Annotated in this window: 17 protein-coding genes; 7 read left to right on the top strand and 10 right to left on the bottom strand. The window is 63.0% G+C overall.

The genetic code is table 11. The features are described from left to right. Positions 1-51: 51 nt before the first annotated feature. From hpnJ to EPN80_RS16820, 3 genes are read left to right on the top strand one after another with little or no spacing between them, the layout of a single operon-like run. Entirely contained in the window at positions 52-1,473 is a 1,422-nt protein-coding gene (gene hpnJ, locus EPN80_RS16830; RefSeq protein WP_293029909.1) for a hopanoid biosynthesis associated radical SAM protein HpnJ, read from the top strand. 4 nt (positions 1,474-1,477) lie between these two features. Continuing rightward, positions 1,478-2,320: a hopanoid biosynthesis-associated protein HpnK gene (hpnK, locus tag EPN80_RS16825; RefSeq protein WP_293029906.1), complete on the top strand. Its 843-nt coding sequence runs from the start codon at positions 1,478-1,480 to the stop codon at positions 2,318-2,320. Then, positions 2,317-3,330, top strand: coding sequence for a lysylphosphatidylglycerol synthase domain-containing protein (locus tag EPN80_RS16820; RefSeq protein ID WP_293029871.1), 1,014 nt, complete (start codon positions 2,317-2,319; stop codon positions 3,328-3,330). The genes hpnK and EPN80_RS16820 overlap by 4 nt, the downstream gene beginning before the upstream one ends. 35 nt (positions 3,331-3,365) lie before the next feature. Here EPN80_RS16820 and EPN80_RS16815 read toward each other — a convergent pair whose 3' ends face one another. The 10 genes from EPN80_RS16815 to EPN80_RS16770 form a co-directional block, all read right to left on the bottom strand. Then, positions 3,366-3,536, bottom strand: coding sequence for a hypothetical protein (locus EPN80_RS16815; RefSeq protein WP_293029868.1), 171 nt, complete (start codon positions 3,534-3,536; stop codon positions 3,366-3,368). Between the two features lie 152 nt (positions 3,537-3,688). Beyond that, complete coding sequence (locus EPN80_RS16810) at positions 3,689-3,811, bottom strand: hypothetical protein (protein ID WP_047213952.1); 123 nt, start codon at positions 3,809-3,811, stop codon at positions 3,689-3,691. 19 nt (positions 3,812-3,830) lie between these two features. Next, complete coding sequence (locus tag EPN80_RS16805; protein WP_293029865.1) at positions 3,831-5,219, bottom strand: OFA family MFS transporter; 1,389 nt, start codon at positions 5,217-5,219, stop codon at positions 3,831-3,833. Between the two features lie 143 nt (positions 5,220-5,362). Continuing rightward, positions 5,363-5,596: a formate dehydrogenase subunit delta gene (locus tag EPN80_RS16800; protein WP_293029862.1), complete on the bottom strand. Its 234-nt coding sequence runs from the start codon at positions 5,594-5,596 to the stop codon at positions 5,363-5,365. Continuing rightward, positions 5,597-6,436 carry a formate dehydrogenase accessory sulfurtransferase FdhD gene (gene fdhD / locus EPN80_RS16795; protein WP_293029860.1) on the bottom strand — a complete coding sequence of 280 codons (840 nt, stop codon included), beginning with the start codon at positions 6,434-6,436 and terminating at the stop codon, positions 5,597-5,599. 18 nt (positions 6,437-6,454) lie between these two features. Then, positions 6,455-9,313, bottom strand: coding sequence for a formate dehydrogenase subunit alpha (fdhF, locus tag EPN80_RS16790; protein ID WP_293029858.1), 2,859 nt, complete (start codon positions 9,311-9,313; stop codon positions 6,455-6,457). Between the two features lie 81 nt (positions 9,314-9,394). Then, a complete protein-coding gene (locus tag EPN80_RS16785) occupies positions 9,395-10,948 on the bottom strand; it encodes an NADH-quinone oxidoreductase subunit NuoF (protein ID WP_293029855.1) in 1,554 nt (517 codons plus the stop codon). Then, positions 10,945-11,421, bottom strand: a complete 477-nt coding sequence (locus EPN80_RS16780; protein ID WP_293029852.1) for an NAD(P)H-dependent oxidoreductase subunit E — start codon at positions 11,419-11,421, stop codon at positions 10,945-10,947. The genes EPN80_RS16785 and EPN80_RS16780 overlap by 4 nt, the downstream gene beginning before the upstream one ends. A 294-nt stretch (positions 11,422-11,715) precedes the next feature. Further along, positions 11,716-12,798: a substrate-binding domain-containing protein gene (locus tag EPN80_RS16775; RefSeq protein ID WP_293029848.1), complete on the bottom strand. Its 1,083-nt coding sequence runs from the start codon at positions 12,796-12,798 to the stop codon at positions 11,716-11,718. Positions 12,799-13,028: 230 nt separating this feature from the next. Then, the gene (locus EPN80_RS16770; RefSeq protein WP_293029846.1) at positions 13,029-14,024 is read right to left on the bottom strand and encodes a hypothetical protein; all 996 of its coding nucleotides are present in this window, start codon (positions 14,022-14,024) and stop codon (positions 13,029-13,031) included. Between the two features lie 318 nt (positions 14,025-14,342). Here EPN80_RS16770 and EPN80_RS16765 point away from each other — a divergent pair, with 318 nt between their 5' ends. The 4 genes from EPN80_RS16765 to EPN80_RS16750 all read left to right on the top strand — a co-directional run bounded on the left by EPN80_RS16765 (position 14,343) and on the right by EPN80_RS16750 (position 19,605). Then, entirely contained in the window at positions 14,343-15,779 is a 1,437-nt protein-coding gene (locus EPN80_RS16765) for a carbohydrate porin (RefSeq protein WP_293029843.1), read from the top strand. An 87-nt stretch (positions 15,780-15,866) separates the two neighbouring features. After that, positions 15,867-16,910 (top strand): iron ABC transporter substrate-binding protein, encoded by a 1,044-nt coding sequence (locus EPN80_RS16760; RefSeq protein WP_293029841.1) that lies wholly within the window; start codon positions 15,867-15,869, stop codon positions 16,908-16,910. Next, positions 16,910-18,508: an iron ABC transporter permease gene (locus tag EPN80_RS16755; RefSeq protein WP_293029838.1), complete on the top strand. Its 1,599-nt coding sequence runs from the start codon at positions 16,910-16,912 to the stop codon at positions 18,506-18,508. Before EPN80_RS16760 ends, EPN80_RS16755 begins: the two co-directional genes overlap by 1 nt. Then, complete coding sequence (locus tag EPN80_RS16750; RefSeq protein ID WP_293029835.1) at positions 18,505-19,605, top strand: ABC transporter ATP-binding protein; 1,101 nt, start codon at positions 18,505-18,507, stop codon at positions 19,603-19,605. The genes EPN80_RS16755 and EPN80_RS16750 overlap by 4 nt, the downstream gene beginning before the upstream one ends. Positions 19,606-19,637: the final 32 nt, after the last annotated feature.

Here is a 19,637-nt window from a genome sequence, read left to right as displayed (position 1 = left end):
GCGGGTATCATATTTCCCTAATTTTTCCCTCGCGCATCAGGCTCAATGATGATGAAAACGCTGTTCCTGCAGGCCCCGTCGTTCGACGGTTTCGATGGCGGCGCCGGCTCCCGTTATCAAGCAAAACGTGAAATCCGCTCGTTCTGGTACCCGACCTGGCTGGCCCAACCGGCGGCCTTGGTGCCGGACAGCCGTGTGCTCGATGCGCCGGCCGATGGCCTGTCGGTCGAAGCCACGCTCGACATCGCCACGCAATACGACCTGGTCATCATCCACACCAGCACGCCGTCGTTCCCGACCGACGCCCTGTTTGCAGAGCATCTGAAAAAGCGCAAACCGTCGCTGAAGATCGGCATGGTCGGCGCCAAGGTCGCCGTCGAGCCGCACAATTCGCTGGCCGCCAGCGAGGCGATCGATTTCGTGTGCCGCGAGGAATTCGACTTCACCTGTAAGGAAATCGCCGAAGGCAAGCCGTTCGCCGAAATCCTGGGTCTGAGCTATCGTCTGCCGGACGGCTCGCTGGAGCACAATGAAGCGCGCCCGATCCTGGAAAACATGGACGAACTGCCGTTCGTTGCGCCCGTCTACAAGCGCGATCTGAAAATTGAGAATTATTTCATCGGCTACCTGAAACACCCGTACGTGTCGATATATACCGGTCGCGGCTGCCGCTCGCGCTGCACCTTCTGCCTGTGGCCGCAAACCGTCGGCGGCCACCGCTACCGCACGCGCTCGGTCGAAAACGTACTGGCCGAGGTGAAATGGATTCGCGACAACATGCCTGAAGTCAAGGAAATCATGTTCGACGACGACACCTTCACCGATTTCAAGCCGCGCGTCGAGGAAATCGCCCGCGGGCTGGGCAAGCTGGGCGTGACATGGTCATGCAACGCGAAGGCCAACGTGCCCTACTCGACCCTCAAGATCATGAAGGAAAACGGCTTGCGCCTGCTGCTGGTGGGCTACGAGTCGGGCGACGACCAGATCCTGCTCAACATCAAGAAGGGCCTGCGCACCGACATCGCGCGCCGCTTCAGCGAAGACTGCCGCAAGCTCGGCATCAAGATCCACGGTACATTCATTCTGGGGCTGCCGGGCGAGACGCACGAAACGATCGAGAAAACCATCCAGTACGCCAAGGAAATCAATCCGCACACGATTCAGATTTCGCTGGCCGCACCCTACCCCGGCACCTCGCTGTACAAGCAGGCGATCGAAAACGGCTGGCTGGAAGAAAACAAAGTCATCAACCTGGTCAGTGCCGAAGGCGTGCAACTGGCCGCGATAGGCTATCCGCACCTTTCGCGCGAGGAGATTTACCACCAGCTCGAGCGCTTCTACAAGCGTTTCTATTTCCGCCCCTCGAAAATTTGGGAAATCGTCAAGGAAATGCTGATGAGCTGGGACATGATGAAGCGGCGTCTGCGCGAGGGTGTCGAATTCTTCCGTTTCCTGCGCTCGCACCAGGCCTGACGCAGTGGTATTGGCGGCACAGCGGGCGCTGATCATCACAGCTGACGACTTCGGCTTGCATGAGCGCGTGAACCGGGCGGTCGAACGGGCCCACCGGCAAGGTGTGCTGACGGCCGCCAGCCTGATGGTCAGCGCGCCCGCCGCGCGCGAGGCTGTGGCGCTGGCACGGCAAATGCCCACCCTGCGGGTCGGTTTGCACCTGGTGCTGGCCGATGGCGCGCCAACGCTGCCGCCAGGGGAGATTCCCGATCTGGTCGATGCGCACGGCCGGTTTGGCGACGACATGGTGCGCGACGGCGTGCGTTTTTTCTTTCTGCCTGCCGTGCGCCGGCAACTGGCCCTCGAGATTCGCGCGCAATTCGAGGCATTCGCCGCGACCGGCCTGCCGCTCGATCACGTCAATACCCACAAGCATTTCCATTTGCACCCCACGGTGCTCTCGCTCATTGTCAAAATCGGTCGCGAATACGGCATGCGCGCGATGCGCCTGCCGTTCGAGGCGCAGGCGCCGGCCTGGCTCAAGCCCTGGATCGCGCTGGTGCGCAAGCGGCTCGATCGGGCGGGTATCGCCCACAACGATTACGTTGCCGGCATCGCGCATACCGGTCGCATGGATGAGCGCGTGATGCTGCAACTGCTCGGCCAACTACCGCAAGGCGTTGGCGAAATCTACTGCCACCCGGCCGAACACGGCCACGAAGCGATCACGCCCGGCATGCGCGACTATCGCCATGACGACGAGCTGGCGGCCCTGCTCTCGCCGCGGGTAGCCGATGCCATCCGGTTGGCCGGCGTGACACGCGGCGGCTTCGCCGACATCTTCGCCAGCCCGGGGCGGCCGTCATGAAGAAATGGCTGCGTTGGGCCGGCTGGCCGGTTGGCATTGCGATCCTGCTGGTGCTCGTATTGCACGAGGGACTGGGCGATATTGTCGGCGTGATTGAAAAGGCCGGCTTCAGGCAACTGTGGCTGGTGCCGTTTCACGCGCTGCCGCTGCTGCTCGATGCCTTCGCCTGGAGCCTGCTGCTCGATCGCCGGGCATCGTTGTTCTTTCTGTGGTGGATCGCTGCGGTGCGCGAGGCAGTCAGCCGCCTGTTGCCGAGCGCCGGTATCGGCGGCGAAATCACCGGCATTCGCCTGGCATCATGGCGCGTGCCCGATACCAGCCTGGTCAGTGCCTCGGTCATCGTCGAGGTGCTGGTGACGATCGCCGTGCAATATGCGTTCGCGGCGCTCGGGCTGGTGCTCATTGCAGCGCACACGCCCAACAGCGATCTCTTCCGAACGGTCGGATTGACCCTGCTGCTGTCGATACCGGTACCGGTGCTGACGGTCGTGCTGCTGCAGCGCGGCGGGATCTTTCACGCCATCGAACGCTGGGCTCGCCATCTGCTTGGCGACGAACATCCGCTGCTGCAAAAAATCGACGGCAAGCGCCTTGACGCTGATATCGACCGCATCATGTGCCGCACCGGCCTGTTGTTCCGGGCGTTTTTACTGCAGTTCGGCGGCTATGCCCTGGGCGCCTTCGAGAACTACTGGGCACTGTCGATGCTCGGCCATCCGGTATCGATCGCCGGCGCATTGGCGATCGAGGCGCTGACCCAGGCAGTACGCCATGCGGCTTTCATGATCCCCGGAGGCCTGGGTGTGCAGGAGATCACCGTGATCGCGCTGGCCCAGGTGTTCGGCGTCGATCGCGACGTTGCCCTGTCGCTGGCGCTGGTCAAACGCATGCGGGAAGTACTGTTCGGATCCCTGGCACTCGGTACCTGGCAGCTTGCTGAAATATTGCGCAGCCGCGGCCTGCATCTGGCCCGAATGAACGAAGCGCGGCCAGCCAGTCTGCCCGATTGATCCACCGCCAGCACGGCTGATTCTGACGCCCGCTCTCAGTGGCGCTCGTTGCCGCCACCTCGCTCGCGCTCCCTCGCATTGCCCTTGCCGATATCGACAGCGACCGGATCGCTAGCCGGAAATGTTTCCTGTAGCGCTTCGTCCAGTCCCTCTTCCTGATGTGCCTCCTCGGCCGATTGCAACTCCTGCTTGCGTGACTGTGTCATTTGCATCTCCTTGGCTCGCCGCACCTTCCCCTGATTCCGCGATGTTCGCTCGGCGCGGCGCGCGCCAAAAAAAAGAGGCTCGGGTGAGCCCGAGCCTCCGTTTCGATATCAGCGACTGACCGATCGAGCGGTCATACCCGCCGATGCTGAGCTTACTTGAAAAGCCCCATGGCCTTCGTCAGCGTGTTGATCACGCCCCATGCCAAAGGAATCAGGACATAAGCCCAGAATATCACCATCAGGACCTTGTTTGTCGGATGTTCTTGCGTTTGCATCATGGCTCCTTGCGATATGTCAAACGGCGTCCGCGGCCATGTGGTGCTTCTCGTGCACCGGTTTGACCAGAAGATTGCAGATAAAGCCCACCACCAGCAATATCACCATCAGATGCAGCGTCATCGTGTAGGCACCGGATTTGGCAACGCCATGCGCCACCTGATAGGCACGGATGTAGTTCACCAGCACAGGGCCGGCAATCCCCGCCGCGGCCCAGGCGGTGAGCAACCGGCCGTGAATGCCGCCGACGTGCATGGTTCCGAAAATATCGGCCAAATAGGCGGGCACCGTGGAAAAGCCGCCGCCATACATCGACAGGATCACGCAGAAGGACAATACGAACAGGACGGTATTGCCGCTCGACGCGAAACCGGGCACGAAGTAATAGAGAATGCCGCCCAGCACAAAGAAGACGTAATACGTCATTTTGCGTCCGAGCAGATCCGACGCCGAGGCCCACACGAATCGCCCGCCCATGTTGAACAGCGACAGCAGGCCGACGAACCCGGCGGCTGCGGCCGGCGTAATGGTGCCCTTGAAGCTCTCCTGAATCATCACCGACGCTTGCCCGAGCACGCCGATGCCGGCCGTGACGTTGAGAAACAGCACCAGCCAGATCAGGTAGAACTGCGGCGTCTTGAGCGCCTGGTCGATGTGCACGTGATGGCGCGTGATCAGCCTGTGCGAGGCTTCAGCCGGCGGCGTCCAGCCAGCAGGTTTCCAACCCTGGGGCGGAATGCGGATGGCCAGCGAACCGATCATCATGGAGATGAAATACACGACCCCCAGGACGACGAACGTCTCGGCCACCCCGACACTGGTCGCGCTCTTGAAGTGATTCATCAGCGCCACCGACAGCGGTGCGGCGATCATGGCACCGCCCCCGAACCCCATGATGGCCAGGCCGGCAGCCATGCCGCGCCGGTCCGGAAACCAGCGGATCAGCGTCGACACCGGCGAGACATACCCCAGCCCCAACCCGATACCGCCAAGCACGCCGTAGCCGAGATACAACAGCCAGATCTGGTGCGCCCACACGCCGACTGCCGACACCAGGAAGCCGCCGCCGAAACAGAAGGCTGCGGTCATCATTGTGCGGCGGGGTCCGACCTGTTCGAGCCAGCGGCCGGCAAATGCCGCCGACAAACCCAGAAAGAAAATAGCCAGCGAGAAAATCCAACCGAGCGTGGTCAGCTTCCAGTCGTCGGGAGCCGACTGGGTAATGCCGATGACTTTCGTCAGCGGCCCGTTGAACACGGAAAAGGCATACGCCTGACCGATACACAGATGCACCGCCAATGCTGCGGGCGGCACCATCCACCGACTGAACCCGGGCCCTGCAACCGTGGCCTCTTTGGAAAAAAAGGAAGGAGCACCTAAGGTTACCCCGTTCGCATTTGCACTCATTGATACGTCTCCGTTCTTAGAATAGAGAAAGCGCCGCCTGTAGCAACGGCTTAAGAAAGCTTCCTGCGTTTTGCTGCTGTCCCCCTGTAAAAGAAGTCGATCAAAAAAAGCGCGATTATCGCGCCTCGGCACCTCGGGTCATTTCATTGCGGCGGGGTCAGTGTTGCACGGTGCGCCTGTAGCGCTTCGCGCACGATCTCCGACATCGATTCCGCCTCCGGCGTATCCAGCATGGCCAGAATCTGGCGCCGCATGCGCGGCTCCCACGAGCGACGGATATGGCTGGCAATATCGGCTAAAGCCTGGGTGTGGTCCGGCATGGATGCAAAAAATCCGCCGATCTGGTTCGCCATGGTGATCAACTGTCGCCCATTCATTCAAACGCTCCCTTCGATTCTGTCAAAACCTGTATAGATGACGCATTCGTCGCCGCGCACGAATCCCACCAGCGTCATACCGGTTTGTTCGGCCACTTTCACCGCCAGGTGGGTAGCGGCCGACACCGCCGCGACGATCTCGATGCCCGCCTGGGCGGCCTTCTGCACGATTTCGACGCTGGCGCGGCTGGTCATCAGCACGAAGCCCTTCTTGTCACGCCGGTCGGGCGTGCGGGCCAGCGCACCGATCAATTTGTCGAGCGCATTGTGACGCCCCACATCTTCGCGAAACAGTACGACCTCCCCGGCAGTCGAGCACCACGCCGCCGCATGCATGGCGCCGGTACGCCGCTGTAGCGCCTGGTTGCCGACCAGCGCCGCCTGCGCCGCCGCGATCGCCTCTCGGCTCACGTGCTGGGTGTGCCCAAGTGGCGCCACCTCGCGCAATACCTCGGCCAGATTCTCGGTGCCGCACAGCCCGCACCCGGTACGCCCGGCCAGATTGCGCCGGCGCACCTTGAGCTGCGCGAATGCACTTGCGGCAATGTCGACATGCACCGTGATGCCCTGCGGCGAGACGCTCGCTTCGGCACCATAGCATTCGCCCGGCTCGGCGATGATCCCTTCGGACAGCGCGAAGCCCAGCGCGAAATCCTCCAGGTCGGCCGGCGTGGCGAGCATCACGGCATGCGAGATGCCATTGAATTCGAGCGCCACCGGCACTTCCTCGGCCAGATCGTCGAGCGCGCTTTGCCAGGCGCCCTGCCGGAAGCGCCGAACTTCGCGCGGCGCGTCCGGCGCCGGCAACGCGTCCAGATCGAGCGGGTCAGCCGGCATCATGATCGACTTGTCCGCGCTTCATTTGGCACCCGCCGGTGCGGCGGCCATCTCGCGCTCCCGCAACAGCGCCAGTTGCTGCTCACTGAAACGCGAGTAGGAGCGCTGCCATTCCGACGGCTGCGAGACGTGACTGACCTGCACCGCCGTCACCTTGTATTCCGGGCAGTTGGTCGCCCAGTCGGAGCTGTCGGTGGTGATCACGTTGGCGCCCGATTCTGGGAAGTGGAACGTCGTGTACACCACGCCCGGCTGCATGCGGCTGGAAAACTGCGCGCGCATGACCGTGTTGCCCGCGCGCGATTCGATGCCGACCCAGTCGCCGTCCTTGATGCCGCGATCCTCGGCGTCGTGCGGATGAATTTCGAGCAAATCTTCGTGATGCCAGTGCACATTCTCGGTACGACGGGTCTGCGCGCCCACGTTGTACTGCGAAAGAATGCGCCCGGTCGTCAACAGCAGCGGATACTTGCGCGTGACCTTCTCCGTCGAGGGAACGAACTGCGTGATGATGAAACGCCCTTGTCCTCGCACGAATTCGCCCACGTGCATGATGGGCGTGCCATCCGGCGCTTCGTCATTACAGGGCCACTGCAGGCTGCCCATCGCATCGATCTTGTCGAACGACACCCCGGCGAAGGTCGGTGTGAGGCGGGCGATCTCGTCCATGATCTCGGACGGATGCGAATAGTTCATCGGATAGCCCAGCGCGTTCGACAGCAACTGCGTGGCTTCCCAATCCGCATAGCCGGCCAGCGGCTTCATGACCTTGCGCACGCGCGAGATGCGGCGCTCCGCGTTGGTGAACGTGCCATCCTTTTCCAGGAACGACGAACCGGGCAGGAACACGTGTGCATACTTTGCCGTCTCGTTCAGGAAAATGTCCTGGACCACGATACATTCCATGGCCGACAGGGCTTTGGCCACATGCTGCGTGTCCGGATCCGATTGCACGATATCCTCGCCTTGCACATACAGGCCGAGGAAGCTGCCATCGACTGCCGCATCGAACATATTCGGGATGCGCAAGCCGGGCTCGCCTTGCAGCGTGACGTGCCACGCCGCTTCGAACTGGCTGCGTACCGCCAGATCGCTGACGTGCCGGTACCCTGGGAACTCATGCGGGAACGAGCCCATATCGCACGAACCCTGCACATTGTTTTGTCCACGCAACGGATTGACGCCAACGCCCTCCCGGCCGATATTGCCGGTGAGCATCGCCAGATTGGCGATGCCAATCACCGCGGTCGAGCCTTGGGCGTGCTCGGTCACCCCCAGGCCATAGTAGATCGCGCTGTTGCCCGGCGCGGCATAAAGACGCGCTGCTTCGCGCACCAAATCGGCCGGCACGCCCGTGACCGCCTCGGTCGCTTCGGGCGCGTGTTCGGGCCGGCTGATGAATTCGCGCCATTGCTCGAATGCCTTCTGCTCGCAGCGCTCGGCGATGAAGCTGTCGGCGGCCAGCCCCTCGGTCACGATCACATATGCCATGCTGTTGAGCAGCGCCACATTGGTGCCGGGGCGCAACGGCAAATGGTAATCGGCCTTGTAGTGCGGGCCGCTCACCAATTCGATCTTGCGCGGATCGGCAACGATCAGCTTGGCGCCGGCGCGCAGGCGCTTTTTCAGGCGCGAGCCGAACACCGGGTGCGCATCGGTCGGATTGGCGCCGATCACGAACACGACGTCGGTTTTGTCGATCGAGGCAAATGTCTGGGTCCCGGCCGATTCGCCCAAGGTCTGCTTCAACCCGTAGCCGGTCGGCGAATGGCACACGCGTGCGCACGTATCGACGTTGTTGTTGCCGAAGGCCGCGCGCACCAGCTTCTGCACCAGGTAGGTCTCTTCGTTGGTGCAGCGCGACGAGGTGATGCCGCCGATCGAGTCACGTCCGTGCTTGGCCTGGATGCGCCGGAACTCCGAAGCGGCATAATTGATGGCCTCTTCCCAGCTGACTTCGCGCCACGGGTCGCTGATCTTGGCGCGGATCATCGGTTTGGTGATGCGGTCGGGGTGGGTAGCGTAGCCCCAGGCGAAACGGCCCTTGACACACGAGTGTCCTTCGTTGGCCTTGCCGTCCTTGTATGGCACCATGCGCACCACTTCGCTGCCCTTCATCTCGGCCTTGAAGGCGCAACCCACGCCGCAGTAGGCACAAGTCGTCACCACCGAGTGTTCGGCCTGACCGAGCTGGATCACGGTCTTTTCCTGCAGCGTGGCAGTTGGGCAAGCCTGCACGCAGGCGCCGCAAGAGACACACTCCGAATCCATGAATGACTGGCTCTCGCCGGCCGACACGCGGGACTCAAAACCGCGCCCGGAGATCGTCAGCGCGAACGTGCCCTGCGTTTCCTCGCACGCGCGCACGCAGCGGTTGCAGACGATGCATTTCGACGGATCGTAAGTAAAGTACGGGTTCGACTCATCCTTTTTGTCCTGCAGATGGTTGGCGCCGGCAAACCCATAGCGCACCTCGCGCAAGCCGGTCACGCCGGCCATGTCCTGCAGCTCGCAGTTGCCATTGGCCGCGCACGTCAGGCAATCGAGCGGATGGTCGGAGATATAGAGTTCCATCACGTTGCGGCGCAGCACCTGCAAGCGGTCGCTTTGGGTGCGCACCTGCATGCCGGCTTCGACCGGCGTGGTGCACGAGGCCGGCGTGCCGCGCCGGCCCTCGATCTCGACCAGGCACAGGCGGCATGAGCCGAACGGCTCGAGCGAATCGGTCGCGCACAGCTTCGGAATGTTTACGCCGGCCTCGACCGCCGCGCGCATCACAGAGGTGCCCGCCGGCACTGTCACCGACTGGCCGTCGATCGTCAAAGTCACATCGGTATCGGAATAGCGACGCGGCGTGCCGTAGTCGATTTCCGAAACCATGCCTGCCTGGGTTTTGCATCCGCAAGATGCCGATCCACAACTCATTGTCTTGCTCCTGAGAAAGGCCTGTTGTCAGCGGCCTCAGGCCGCGGCAGCGTGTTGACCGGAAAGCCCGAAATCCTCGGGGAAATGTTCCAATGCCGACATGACCGGATACGGCGTCATGCCGCCCATCGCGCAGAGCGACCCGCTGAGCATGGTGTCGCACAACTCGCGCAACAACTTGACTTGCTGGGCGCGTTGTTCGCCGCGCTGAATTTTTTCGATGACCTCGACTCCGCGCACCGAACCGATCCGGCAGGGCGTGCACTTGCCGCAGGATTCCTTCACGCAGAAATGCATCGCGTAGCGCGCCAGTTCGGCCAGGTTGGCCGTATCGTCGTGCACCACCACGCCGCCATGTCCGACCACCGCACCCACGGCCGCATAAGCCTCGTAGTCGAGCGGAATATCCCATTGCGACTCGGGCAGATAAGTGCCCAGCGGGCCGCCCACCTGAACAGCCTTGATCGGCCGTCCGCTGGCGGCGCCGCCGCCGTACTCGTTGAGCAGCTCGCGCAGGGTCACGCCAAAGGCCAGTTCGATCAGACCGCCCCGCTTGATGTTGCCGGCCAGTTGAATCGGCAACGTGCCGCGCGAGCGGCCCATACCATAATCGCGATAGAAGGCCGCCCCCTGCGCGAAGATGATCGGCACCGAAGCCAGCGTTACCACGTTGTTGATGACGGTCGGCTGGCCGAACAGGCCGGACAGCGCAGGGATCGGCGGCTTGGCCCGAACGATGCCGCGCTTGCCTTCCAGGCTCTCGAGCAGCGCCGTTTCCTCGCCGCATACGTAAGCGCCGGCCCCCTTGGCCACGGTCAGCTCGAACGCACGGCCGGAGCCGAGCACGTCCTTGCCAAGCCAGCCGGCGGCGCGCGCCCGCCCAATCGCCTCGTTGAGGGTAGCGATCGCATGCGGGTACTCGCTGCGCACGTAAATGTAGCCTTCGGTCGCGCCTGTTACCACGCCTGCGATGATCATGCCCTCGATCAAACCGAACGGATCGCTTTCCATCGACAGGCGATCGGCGAAGGTGCCCGAGTCACCCTCGTCGGCATTGCACACCACATATTTCTGCGCGGCCTGCGCCTGCAGCACGGTGCGCCATTTGATGCCCGCCGGGAATGCCGCCCCGCCCCGCCCGCGCAAGCCGGAGTCGATCAGCAGTTCACAGGCGGCCGCGCCATCGAGCTCCAACGCTCTACGCAAGCCGGCCAGCCCGCCATGCGCGAGGTAATCTTCGGTCGACAGCGGATCGGTAATGCCGATGCGCGCGAACGTCAGGCGCTGCTGGCGCTTTAGGTAGGGATACTCGTCGACCACGCCGATGCGGCTGGCGTGCTCGCCGCCAGCGAGCCAGCCGGCGTCGAACAGCTCGGCCACCCGCTCGGGTTCGACGTTGCCGTAACCGACGCGGCCCTGCGCGGTCTCGACCTCGACCAGCGGCTCAAGCCACAGCAGCCCGCGTGAGCCATTGCGCACAATTTCAACCGACTCGCCGCGCCGTTGCGCCTCGGCAGCCACCGCTGCAGCGATTTCGTCGGCGCCCAGCGCCAATGCGGAAGAATCGCGCGGAATAAACAATCGTGTCATGCCGAAGCTCCTTCTTCCTGTGCGCGGGCCAGAATGGTATCGAATTTGGCCGGCGTCACTTTCGCATACAGCCGGTCGTTGATGAGCAACGCCGGGGACTGCGCGCATTGCCCCAGGCAATAAACCGATTCGAGCCCGAGTGCCGCGTCGCGCTTGCCGTCGAACTGGCAACCGGTGTGTGCTTCGATATGCGCGGCCAACGCCTCGGTACCCATGCTTTGGCATGCCTCGGCGCGGCACAGCTTGACCACCACTCGCGGCGGCGCACTGTCGCGAAAGTCATGGTAGTAGGTCAGCACACCATGCACTTCGGCGCGCGAAAGATTGAGTCTGCTGGCGATTTGCGGCACCAGCTCGGGAGGCACGTAGCCGGCGAGATCCTGCAATTCATGCAGCAGCACCAGTAGCGAGGCCGGCTTGCCGGCGTACCGCTCGATCACGGGCAGCAATGTTTCAGACGATTGTGGGGCCATGCTTTTATCTCCGGCGCGTTAATATGCAAATTTCTGCATATTTAATCTCGGCGTTTTCTGATATATCACGTACCGAACAGTAGAGGAATTTCGGATTTCTTTCAATCCTAGGGAAACTACCTATCCCGTGAAATAATTGGCTACACCGCTGAAATTATAGTAATTTTCTCGCCGAAAAGCCTGCCGCCAAATATTTGATCGGCTTGCTTACGACAACTTAAAGCGGTGAAGCTGCGCGATTTTCAATCGCATTTTTTTTCATATTTTGCTGATTGCGAGAAATTCCTTCCTCGTTCAGCTCGCAAGTTCGGGAAAGATGTCGGCAAGCAGGGTAACTTTGCCGGTGTCGCGGCAACTGTAGCCCGGAATGGCGGCCACGGCCTTCTGGTAGGCGGTGCTCTGCATAATCGCCAGCAACGCGGCCACGCTTGGGTTATCCATCGCGTCGGCGGGAAAGATCAGACTGTAGCGCTCGGTCAGGATCGGCAGGAAATCGAGGTCGAATTGCGCGGCCGACGCCTCGATGCCCAATCCGGCATCCGCCTTGCCGCTGGCAATATAGGCAGCGACTGCGGCATGAGTGAGTTCGACCGTATCGACGCCGCGGATCGACGCCGGTCCGTGGCCGGTTTTTGCCAGCAGCAAGTCGAAAATGATCCGCGTGCCCGAGCCCCGCTCCCGGTTGGCGAAGCGTAGCGGGCTGCCCGGCAGATCGTCGAATGAACGGATGCCATGCGGATTGCCACGCGCAACGATCAGCCCGAGACTGCGCGAGGCGACGTCGGCCAGCATGTAGGATTTACCTCTGATCAACGACGCGTAATGTGCCAGCACGGGCTTCGCAAATTCCCCCAGGGGCATGTGAAAGCTGGCCATCTCACACTCGCCGCGCGCCAGCGCGGCCACCGCCTCCATACTGCCCCGATAGCTGATGTCCAGCGGCACCTCGGTGCGTGCGGCAAACTCGGCGAGTGCGGCCACCGCCATGCCATGACTGGCAAACACACGCAATTGCGGGGTCAGATCGGCAACCGCTTCGTCCAGTTCATGTTGCAACTCCGAGGCCATGGTCTCGAGCAATGGCCCCAAACGCGCCAGCAAGCGCTTTTCGCCCCAAATCAGCCGGCGCGAAAATTCAGTGAGTTGCGCGCCTCGCCCGCGCGCGGTCTCGAGCAGGGGTACGCCGAATGCTTGTTCGGCATCTTTCAAGTGGCCCCAGGCGCCGCGATACGACAGGCCGAGTTGCTGGCTGGCCGCCTGCAGATTGCCGTGACTCTCCACGCTCTCCAGCAGCGCTACCAGGCGCTCGAGCGATTGCTCCCCGTCGGCCAGGCGCAAACGCAATTGCGGATAAATCGCCAGTCTTTTCATATGCATCGAGTTACATAGAAATTCAGGCAATTTACTTCAGATCAAAAACTTATGCCATTGTTTTACATGATTTTCTATTTACGATCACTCATCGACTTCATGCAAATGGATACCGTGCCGGCTGCCCTCGGCGGGGACGCCCAGACCGTCTTTGCCGAGACGGCCGCAGCGCGGCGAGCGGCGAGCGATAAGCCGATCGCTCTCGCGGCCGGCGTCAGCAAGCCGACCAACCGGTGCTATTGGCTCGACAGTCGGGCATTTCCGATGCCGTCCGGCGCGCCGCGCACTTCTCTGGTCCGCGACCAGTTCAACTTTTTCATAGGTATCGAGCGACGCGTCATTGGCGCCCGTATGGGTGGCTCTTTATCGAGCTTGCCACCCAGCGCATGAGCGAGCATTTGATTGTCGCGCTCCAGCGAGCCGTTGCCGCGCACCAGATTGATCAAATCGCTGTACTGCTGAACGTAAGCGTCTTTTTGCGGATCGCCGTCGGGCAGCGATGCGATCTTGGGGCCGCTGATGCCATTCGTCATGGAAACGAAGCCGGTCTGCTTGTCGATCTGGTCGAAAAAATCCGCCAGCGCGGCGGAATCGGGGCCCGCCAGGCGGGCCTTGGCCGCGTCGCGTATCGCTGGCGTCGCGCCGTTTTGATAAGCGCTGACATCGTTCGTGATCGTCTTGTCGAGCGCCGACACTTGGCTCATAAAAGCCGGGGTCCCTGCAAGACCGATCGCATCGGGCTGATTGCCGCCGGCCAGCGCGCCCTGCAGGTTGTGCTCTTCATCGGGGTTGGCACGATCGTATGCCGTCTGGCTGTATTGGCTAACGTGCAGCACACTGTTGCTGACGGTGTCGGTGCTCGACGCATTCGTGTAGTCCTGCGCCAGCCGATCCTTGAGTTGAGCGACAAGGCCCTGCGCCTCGTTGAGCATCGCGGGCGAAAGCTGCCCACGCTCATTGGCGGCAGCCACATTGAAGAGATGCTTCGAGGCGTCGTCTTCCAGGGCAGTCTGACGATTGATCAGCGCCTGCTTGGCCGACTTATCGGAAAACCCGTTGAAAAGCCCCCACCAGCCATGCGTCGCGTTGGCGTCCTTGTAGTCATTGGCGGTCACCTTGAGCGCGCTCAATTGCTTGAGATCGCTTTGAGCCTTCGATAAATCAGCGGCTCCGACGTCATAGGGAGAATAATCGCCGGGGATCGCACGAGCGGAAATCGGGGATAGGGACAAAATGGCACTCCTTCAATCAAATCGACGTTGCCGGGAGGGTGAGACTAAAAGTTAGGCGACGTGTGCGCCCTTGGCTAGACCGCTGTTTCGTAGTTGTCCGTGCCGATGCATGCACGGCGGACAATTCGGTCGCTTATCGCCCCTTTGATTGCATGGATTCGCTTGAAAGACATCTGATTTCGGCGTAACCTTCCCGTGGCCGCGAATCAATCTCATTTACATTTACATTGATTTCGCGGTTTGCCCGTGCGCTCACAATGTCCCCGCAGATAAACTCATGGCGCGCCGTTAATGACTCAACGAAAGGAAATTTCACTGATGACCTTCGATAAGCCTCTGAACCGGCTATCGCTTCACGCGGGGATGTTGCGCAAGATCATTTTGAGCGGGGTATGGGCCGGCACCTTGGCAAGCCCCCTGCTCGCCCATGCGGCGGACACCGGCAACGCAAGCGCGCCCGCACAGAACGATCTCTGGACGCGCCAGACGCTGCTGGGCGACATGTGGGGCATCCGCCCCGCGCTGGCCCGATACGGCGTGACTTTCAGCCTGAACGAGACCAGCGAATACCTGAACAATTTGCGCGGTGGCATCCGGCGCGGCGGCACCTACGATGGTCTCACCACGGCGACCGTGCAGGTCGATACGCAGAAGGCCTTCGGCTGGGCCGGGGGCACCTTCAACATCAGCGCGCTGCAGATTCACGGACGCAATCTCAGCCCGAATTACCTCGGCAGTATCCAGACCGCCAGCGGCATCGAGGCGGATGACACGACGCGGTTGTGGGAGCTGTGGTATCAGCAGTCGTTACTGAATGACCGCATGAGCATCCGCGTCGGCCAGCAAAGCCTGGATCAGGAATTCATGAACAGTCCGAGTCTTGGCCTGTTCGTCAACACCATGTTCGGCTGGCCCACCGTGCCGTCCTACGACATGCCCTCGGGCGGGCCAGCCTATCCGCTCTCGGCGCTCGGCGTGCGTGTGAGCTACAAGCTGGCGAACAACCTGACCGCGTTGGCGGGCGTATTCGACGGCAACTCCACTGGCGCGACACCCAGCCAGGACTCCCAGAAAATCGACGGCTCCGGCACCAAATTCAACCTGCATAACGGCGCGCTGTGGATCGGCGAGCTGCAATACAACCTGAATCCGGCCGACGGCGGCGCCTCGAGCGGATTGCCAGGGGTCTACAAAATAGGCGTGTGGTATAACACCAACCGCTTCGCCGACCAGGGCTTCGACACCAACGGCGTGTCGCTGGCCAGCCCGCAAAGCAACGGCATCGGCTATGCGCACCGGGGCAACTACAGCCTCTATGGGATCGTCGACCAGATGATCTGGCGCGAGAGTCCGACCAGCGCGCGCTCGGTGAATTTCTTCACCCGCGTGATGGGCGCGCCGGGCGATCGCAATCCGATCAGCTTCAGCGCCAACGCCGGCCTGGTGATGCATGCGCCGCTGCCCGGACGCGACAACGACAGCGCCGGCATCGGCGTGGGGTATGCCAAGGTCGGCAACCACGCGGTCGCGCTCGACCGGGCCACGGCGAGCATCAACGGGGGCTTTTCGCCAGTGCGCAGCGACGAGACATTCGTCGAGGCGACTTACCAGTACCAGGTCGCGCCGTGGTGGCAACTGCAGGCCGATGCGCAATACACCTTCAACGTAGGTGGCGGCATCGTCGATCCGAACAACCCGACGCAGAAAATCGGCAACACCTTCGTCGTGGGTGTGCGCACCAGTATCGCCTTTTGAGCCGGGATTTACGCTGCGCGCGGCGCCGGAATCAGAAGCGGCGCCGCGCCGCGGCATCACAGTGATGGTGTTCGATGGAGGTTTGTCATGAGTAGTCATTGGCTGGCGCGCAAGCTGGCGTCTTTTACCCGCACCGCCCGGCTGGGCATTCTGAGCGCCGGCGTCGCGCTGAGCTCCGTTGGCGCCGCGCATGCCGCGCCGACGCTCACGCTATATAGCGCCCAGCACGAACAGTTGGTCAAATTGCTGGCCGCGGACTTCGAAAAGGCATCGGGTGTCGCCGTACGCATTCACAGTGGTGAAGGGCCTGAAATCGCATCGCAACTGCTGGCCGAGGGATCGCATTCGCCAGCCGACGTGTATTTCACGGAGAATTCGCCGGAGTTGATGCGTCTGCAGGAAAAAGGACTGCTGGCCAAGCTGGACCCCGCCACCATGCAGGCCGTGCCGGCTCGCTACAGTTCGGCGCAAAACGAGTGGGTCGGCGTTCTCGCGCGCGAGAACGTGCTGGCCTATAACCCGGCGTTGATCAAGCCTGCGCAGATGCCAGCCTCCCTGATGGATCTGGCCAAACCCGCGTGGAAGGGCAAGGTGGCCATCGCCCCCACCGACGCCGACTTCCTGCCGCTGGTCAGCGCCGTGGTGGCGCTCAAGGGGCAGGCCGCCGCGCTCGACTGGCTCAAGGGCCTGAAGGCCAACGCGCAACTCTTCGACGACGACGAGGGAGTGGTGGCCGCGGTCAATCGTGGCGCTGTCGCCACCGGCATTATCAACAGCTACTATTGGGCGCGCCTGCATACCGAACTTGGCGACAAGGGCACCCACAGTCAGATCTATCATTTTGGTCACGGCGATGTCGGCGCACTGATCAACGTCTCTGGCGCGGCCGTGCTCAAGAGTTCGCACCAGCCTGCGCTTGCCCAAAAGTTCGTCGCTTATCTTGTTAGCCGGCGCGGACAGGAACTGATGGCCAAGAGCCGGATCGATTTCGAATATCCGCTGCGCCCGGGCGTGTCGCCCGACCCGTTGCTCAAGCCGTTCGCGCAACTGCAGCCGCCTGCGCTCAGCGTCGAGAAACTGGGCGATGATAGCGAGGCTGGCAAGCTGCTGCGGCAGGCCGGCTTGCTCTGATGAGCGCACTGCCTGGCACCGCGTTCGAGACCGCCCAAGCGGCCGGCGGCATGCGCCGCGCGCCGCGCGGCCTGTTGGCGGTCGCCACGCTCAGCGCGTCGCTCGTACTGGTGCCATTGCTGTTCATCGTCGCGCAGGCCATGCGCGCCGGCCGCGCGCAAGCAATTGAATTGCTATGGCGGCCGCTGGTGGGCGAGCTGCTGGTAAACACCCTGACCATCGTCATGGCTGCCACGGTCCTGAGCGCCATCGTGGGCACCGCCGCTGCATGGTTCGTCGAACGAACGCTTTTGCCTGGCCGGCGCATCTGGGCAGTGTTGCTGGCCGCCCCGCTCGCGGTGCCGGCTTTCATCACCAGCTACGCCTGGGTGTCGCTGAGTCAGTCGCTGCAGGACTTTGCCGGCGCGCTGCTGGTGGTCACCAGCGCCTACTATCCACTGGTGATGCTGCCGGTGGCAGCGGCTCTGCGCGGGCTCGATCCCAGCCTGGAAGAGACTGCGCGCTCGCTCGGGTGCGGCGCGTGGCGCTGCTTCCTGCGCGTGGTTCTGCCGCAACTGCGGCCGGCATTGCTGGGCGGCATGCTGATGGTCGCGCTCGGGGTGCTGGCCGAATTCGGTGCCTTTGCGCTGTTGCGTTTTCGCACTTTCACCACAGAAATTTACGCTGAATACCGGGCCGGCTTCGACGGACTGGGCGCGGCCATGCTGGCCTGCCTGCTGCTTGCCTTGTGCCTGGTCTGTCTGGTGGCCGAATGGCGGGTCCGCGGCGCCACTCGTTACGATCGCGCCGGCCGCGGCGTGCGGCGTGCCGTGACGCGCTACGATCTGGGCGCCGCGCGCTGGCTGGTGGTAGCGCTGTGCGCGGCACTGGTGCTGATAACGCTCGGCGTGCCACTGGGCATGACCGGCTACTGGCTCACGCAGCACAACTCGGCGGCCATTTCGCCGACCGACAATTCATGGCAAGACCTGCTCGGCGCGACACTGGCATCGCTGCGCTTCGGCCTGGCCGGCGCCCTGCTCACCACGCTCCTGGCGCTGCCGCTGAGTTTCCTGCTGGTTCGCTTTCCCGGCCGTTTCGCGGTGCTGCTCGAGCGCACCGCCTATCTCTCGCAAGGCATGCCCGGCATCGTGCTGGCGCTGGCCATCGTCTCGCTCGCGGTGCGCGTGCTGTTGCCGCTGTACCAGAGCACGCTGCTGCTCATCGTGACCTACGCGATCCTGTTTCTGCCGCTGGCGTTGGTCGGCGTGCGCGCCGCCCTGACGCAGGTGCAGCCGCGCCTGGAGGACGTCGCCCGCTCGCTCGGCTTGCGTTGGCACCAGGTGGCGCGACGCGTGCTCCTGCCGCTGATTGGCCCGGGCCTGGGTGCGGCAGCCGCGCTCGTGTTTATCTCGGTGGTCACCGAACTGACCACCACCTTGCTGCTGGCACCGATCGGCACGCAGACGCTGGCCACGCAAGTATGGGTCGATACATCGACGCTGGCGTTCGCCGCAGCAGCCCCCTACGCAGCCCTGCTGGTCGGGATCTCGCTTGGCGGTTCCTGGTTGTTGATGTCACTGCTCGGCAAGTCGGCCGTATTGGGAGAGTCGTCGTGAGCGAATTGAAGATTGACGGTTTGAGCAAGAGTTTCGAGGGTCAACCGGTATTGCGCGACTTCGATCTGTGGATTGCCGGCGGCAGTCTGATGGCCATCCTGGGTCCGTCCGGCAGCGGCAAGACCACGCTGCTGCGGCTGCTGTGCGGCTTCGAGCGTGCCGAGGCCGGCACCATTGTGATCGGCGAGCGTACGGTATCGGCGCCGGGCCTGCATGTACCGCCAGAGCAGCGCCACATCGGTTACGTGCCGCAGGAAGGCGCGCTGTTCCCCCATCTGTCGGTGGCCGACAATATCGTTTTCGGCATGCCGCGCGCCCAGCGGCGAGCCCGGCACCGGGTCGATGAATTGCTGGAAATGGTGGGCCTGCCCGCCGCCTATGCCACGCGCCCGCCGCAACACTTGTCGGGAGGCGAGCAGCAGCGCGTGGCGCTGGCCCGCGCGCTCGCATTATCGCCGTCGGTGGTATTGCTCGACGAACCGTTCTCGGCGCTCGATGCGGCGCTGCGCAGCGAAACGCGGCAAGCCGTGGCACACGCGCTCAAGGCAGCCGGGGCCACGGCAGTGCTGGTCACGCATGACCAGGGCGAAGCCTTGTCGATGGGCGATCGGGTGGCCGTGCTGTGGCAGGGCAAACTGGCCCAGGTGGCAACGCCGCAAACGCTCTACCGAGCGCCCGCGTCCCGCGAACTGGCGCGCTTCGTTGGCGAGGCCGTGCTGCTGGAGAGCATTGTGGTCGGCCAGGAAGCCGTTTGCACCCTGGGTCACTTGCCACTCGCCGCCCCCACCGCGCAAGGCCCGGCTGACGTGCTGGTGCGCCCCGAACAGATCCGCCTGATGACGGCGCAGCATCGTACCGGTGCGGTCGAAGCGCGCGTCGAGGACGTCACGTTTCTCGGTGCCGATGCGAACGTGCAACTGGTGTTGCCGGCCAGCGGCGAACATATCGCGGCGCGCGTGGATGGCCAGGCGCTGCCGGCAGTCGGCGCGCGCGTCTGGGTCTGGGTCGACGGTCCGGTGGTCGCCTACCCGCGCCAGGCAGGCGGCAGAGCCGCCGTCGCAGGCGCGCCGTGGCTATCGGTGGTCGGATCGAACTGACGCCAGGACCGACGCGCCGACCGACGGCAATC

This window comes from Pandoraea sp. (assembly GCF_004297875.1).
In the GTDB taxonomy this organism is placed as follows: domain Bacteria; phylum Pseudomonadota; class Gammaproteobacteria; order Burkholderiales; family Burkholderiaceae; genus Pandoraea.
The sequence above is the reverse complement of the archived record's forward strand: the minus strand, read 5'-3'. Positions and strand labels throughout refer to the sequence as shown.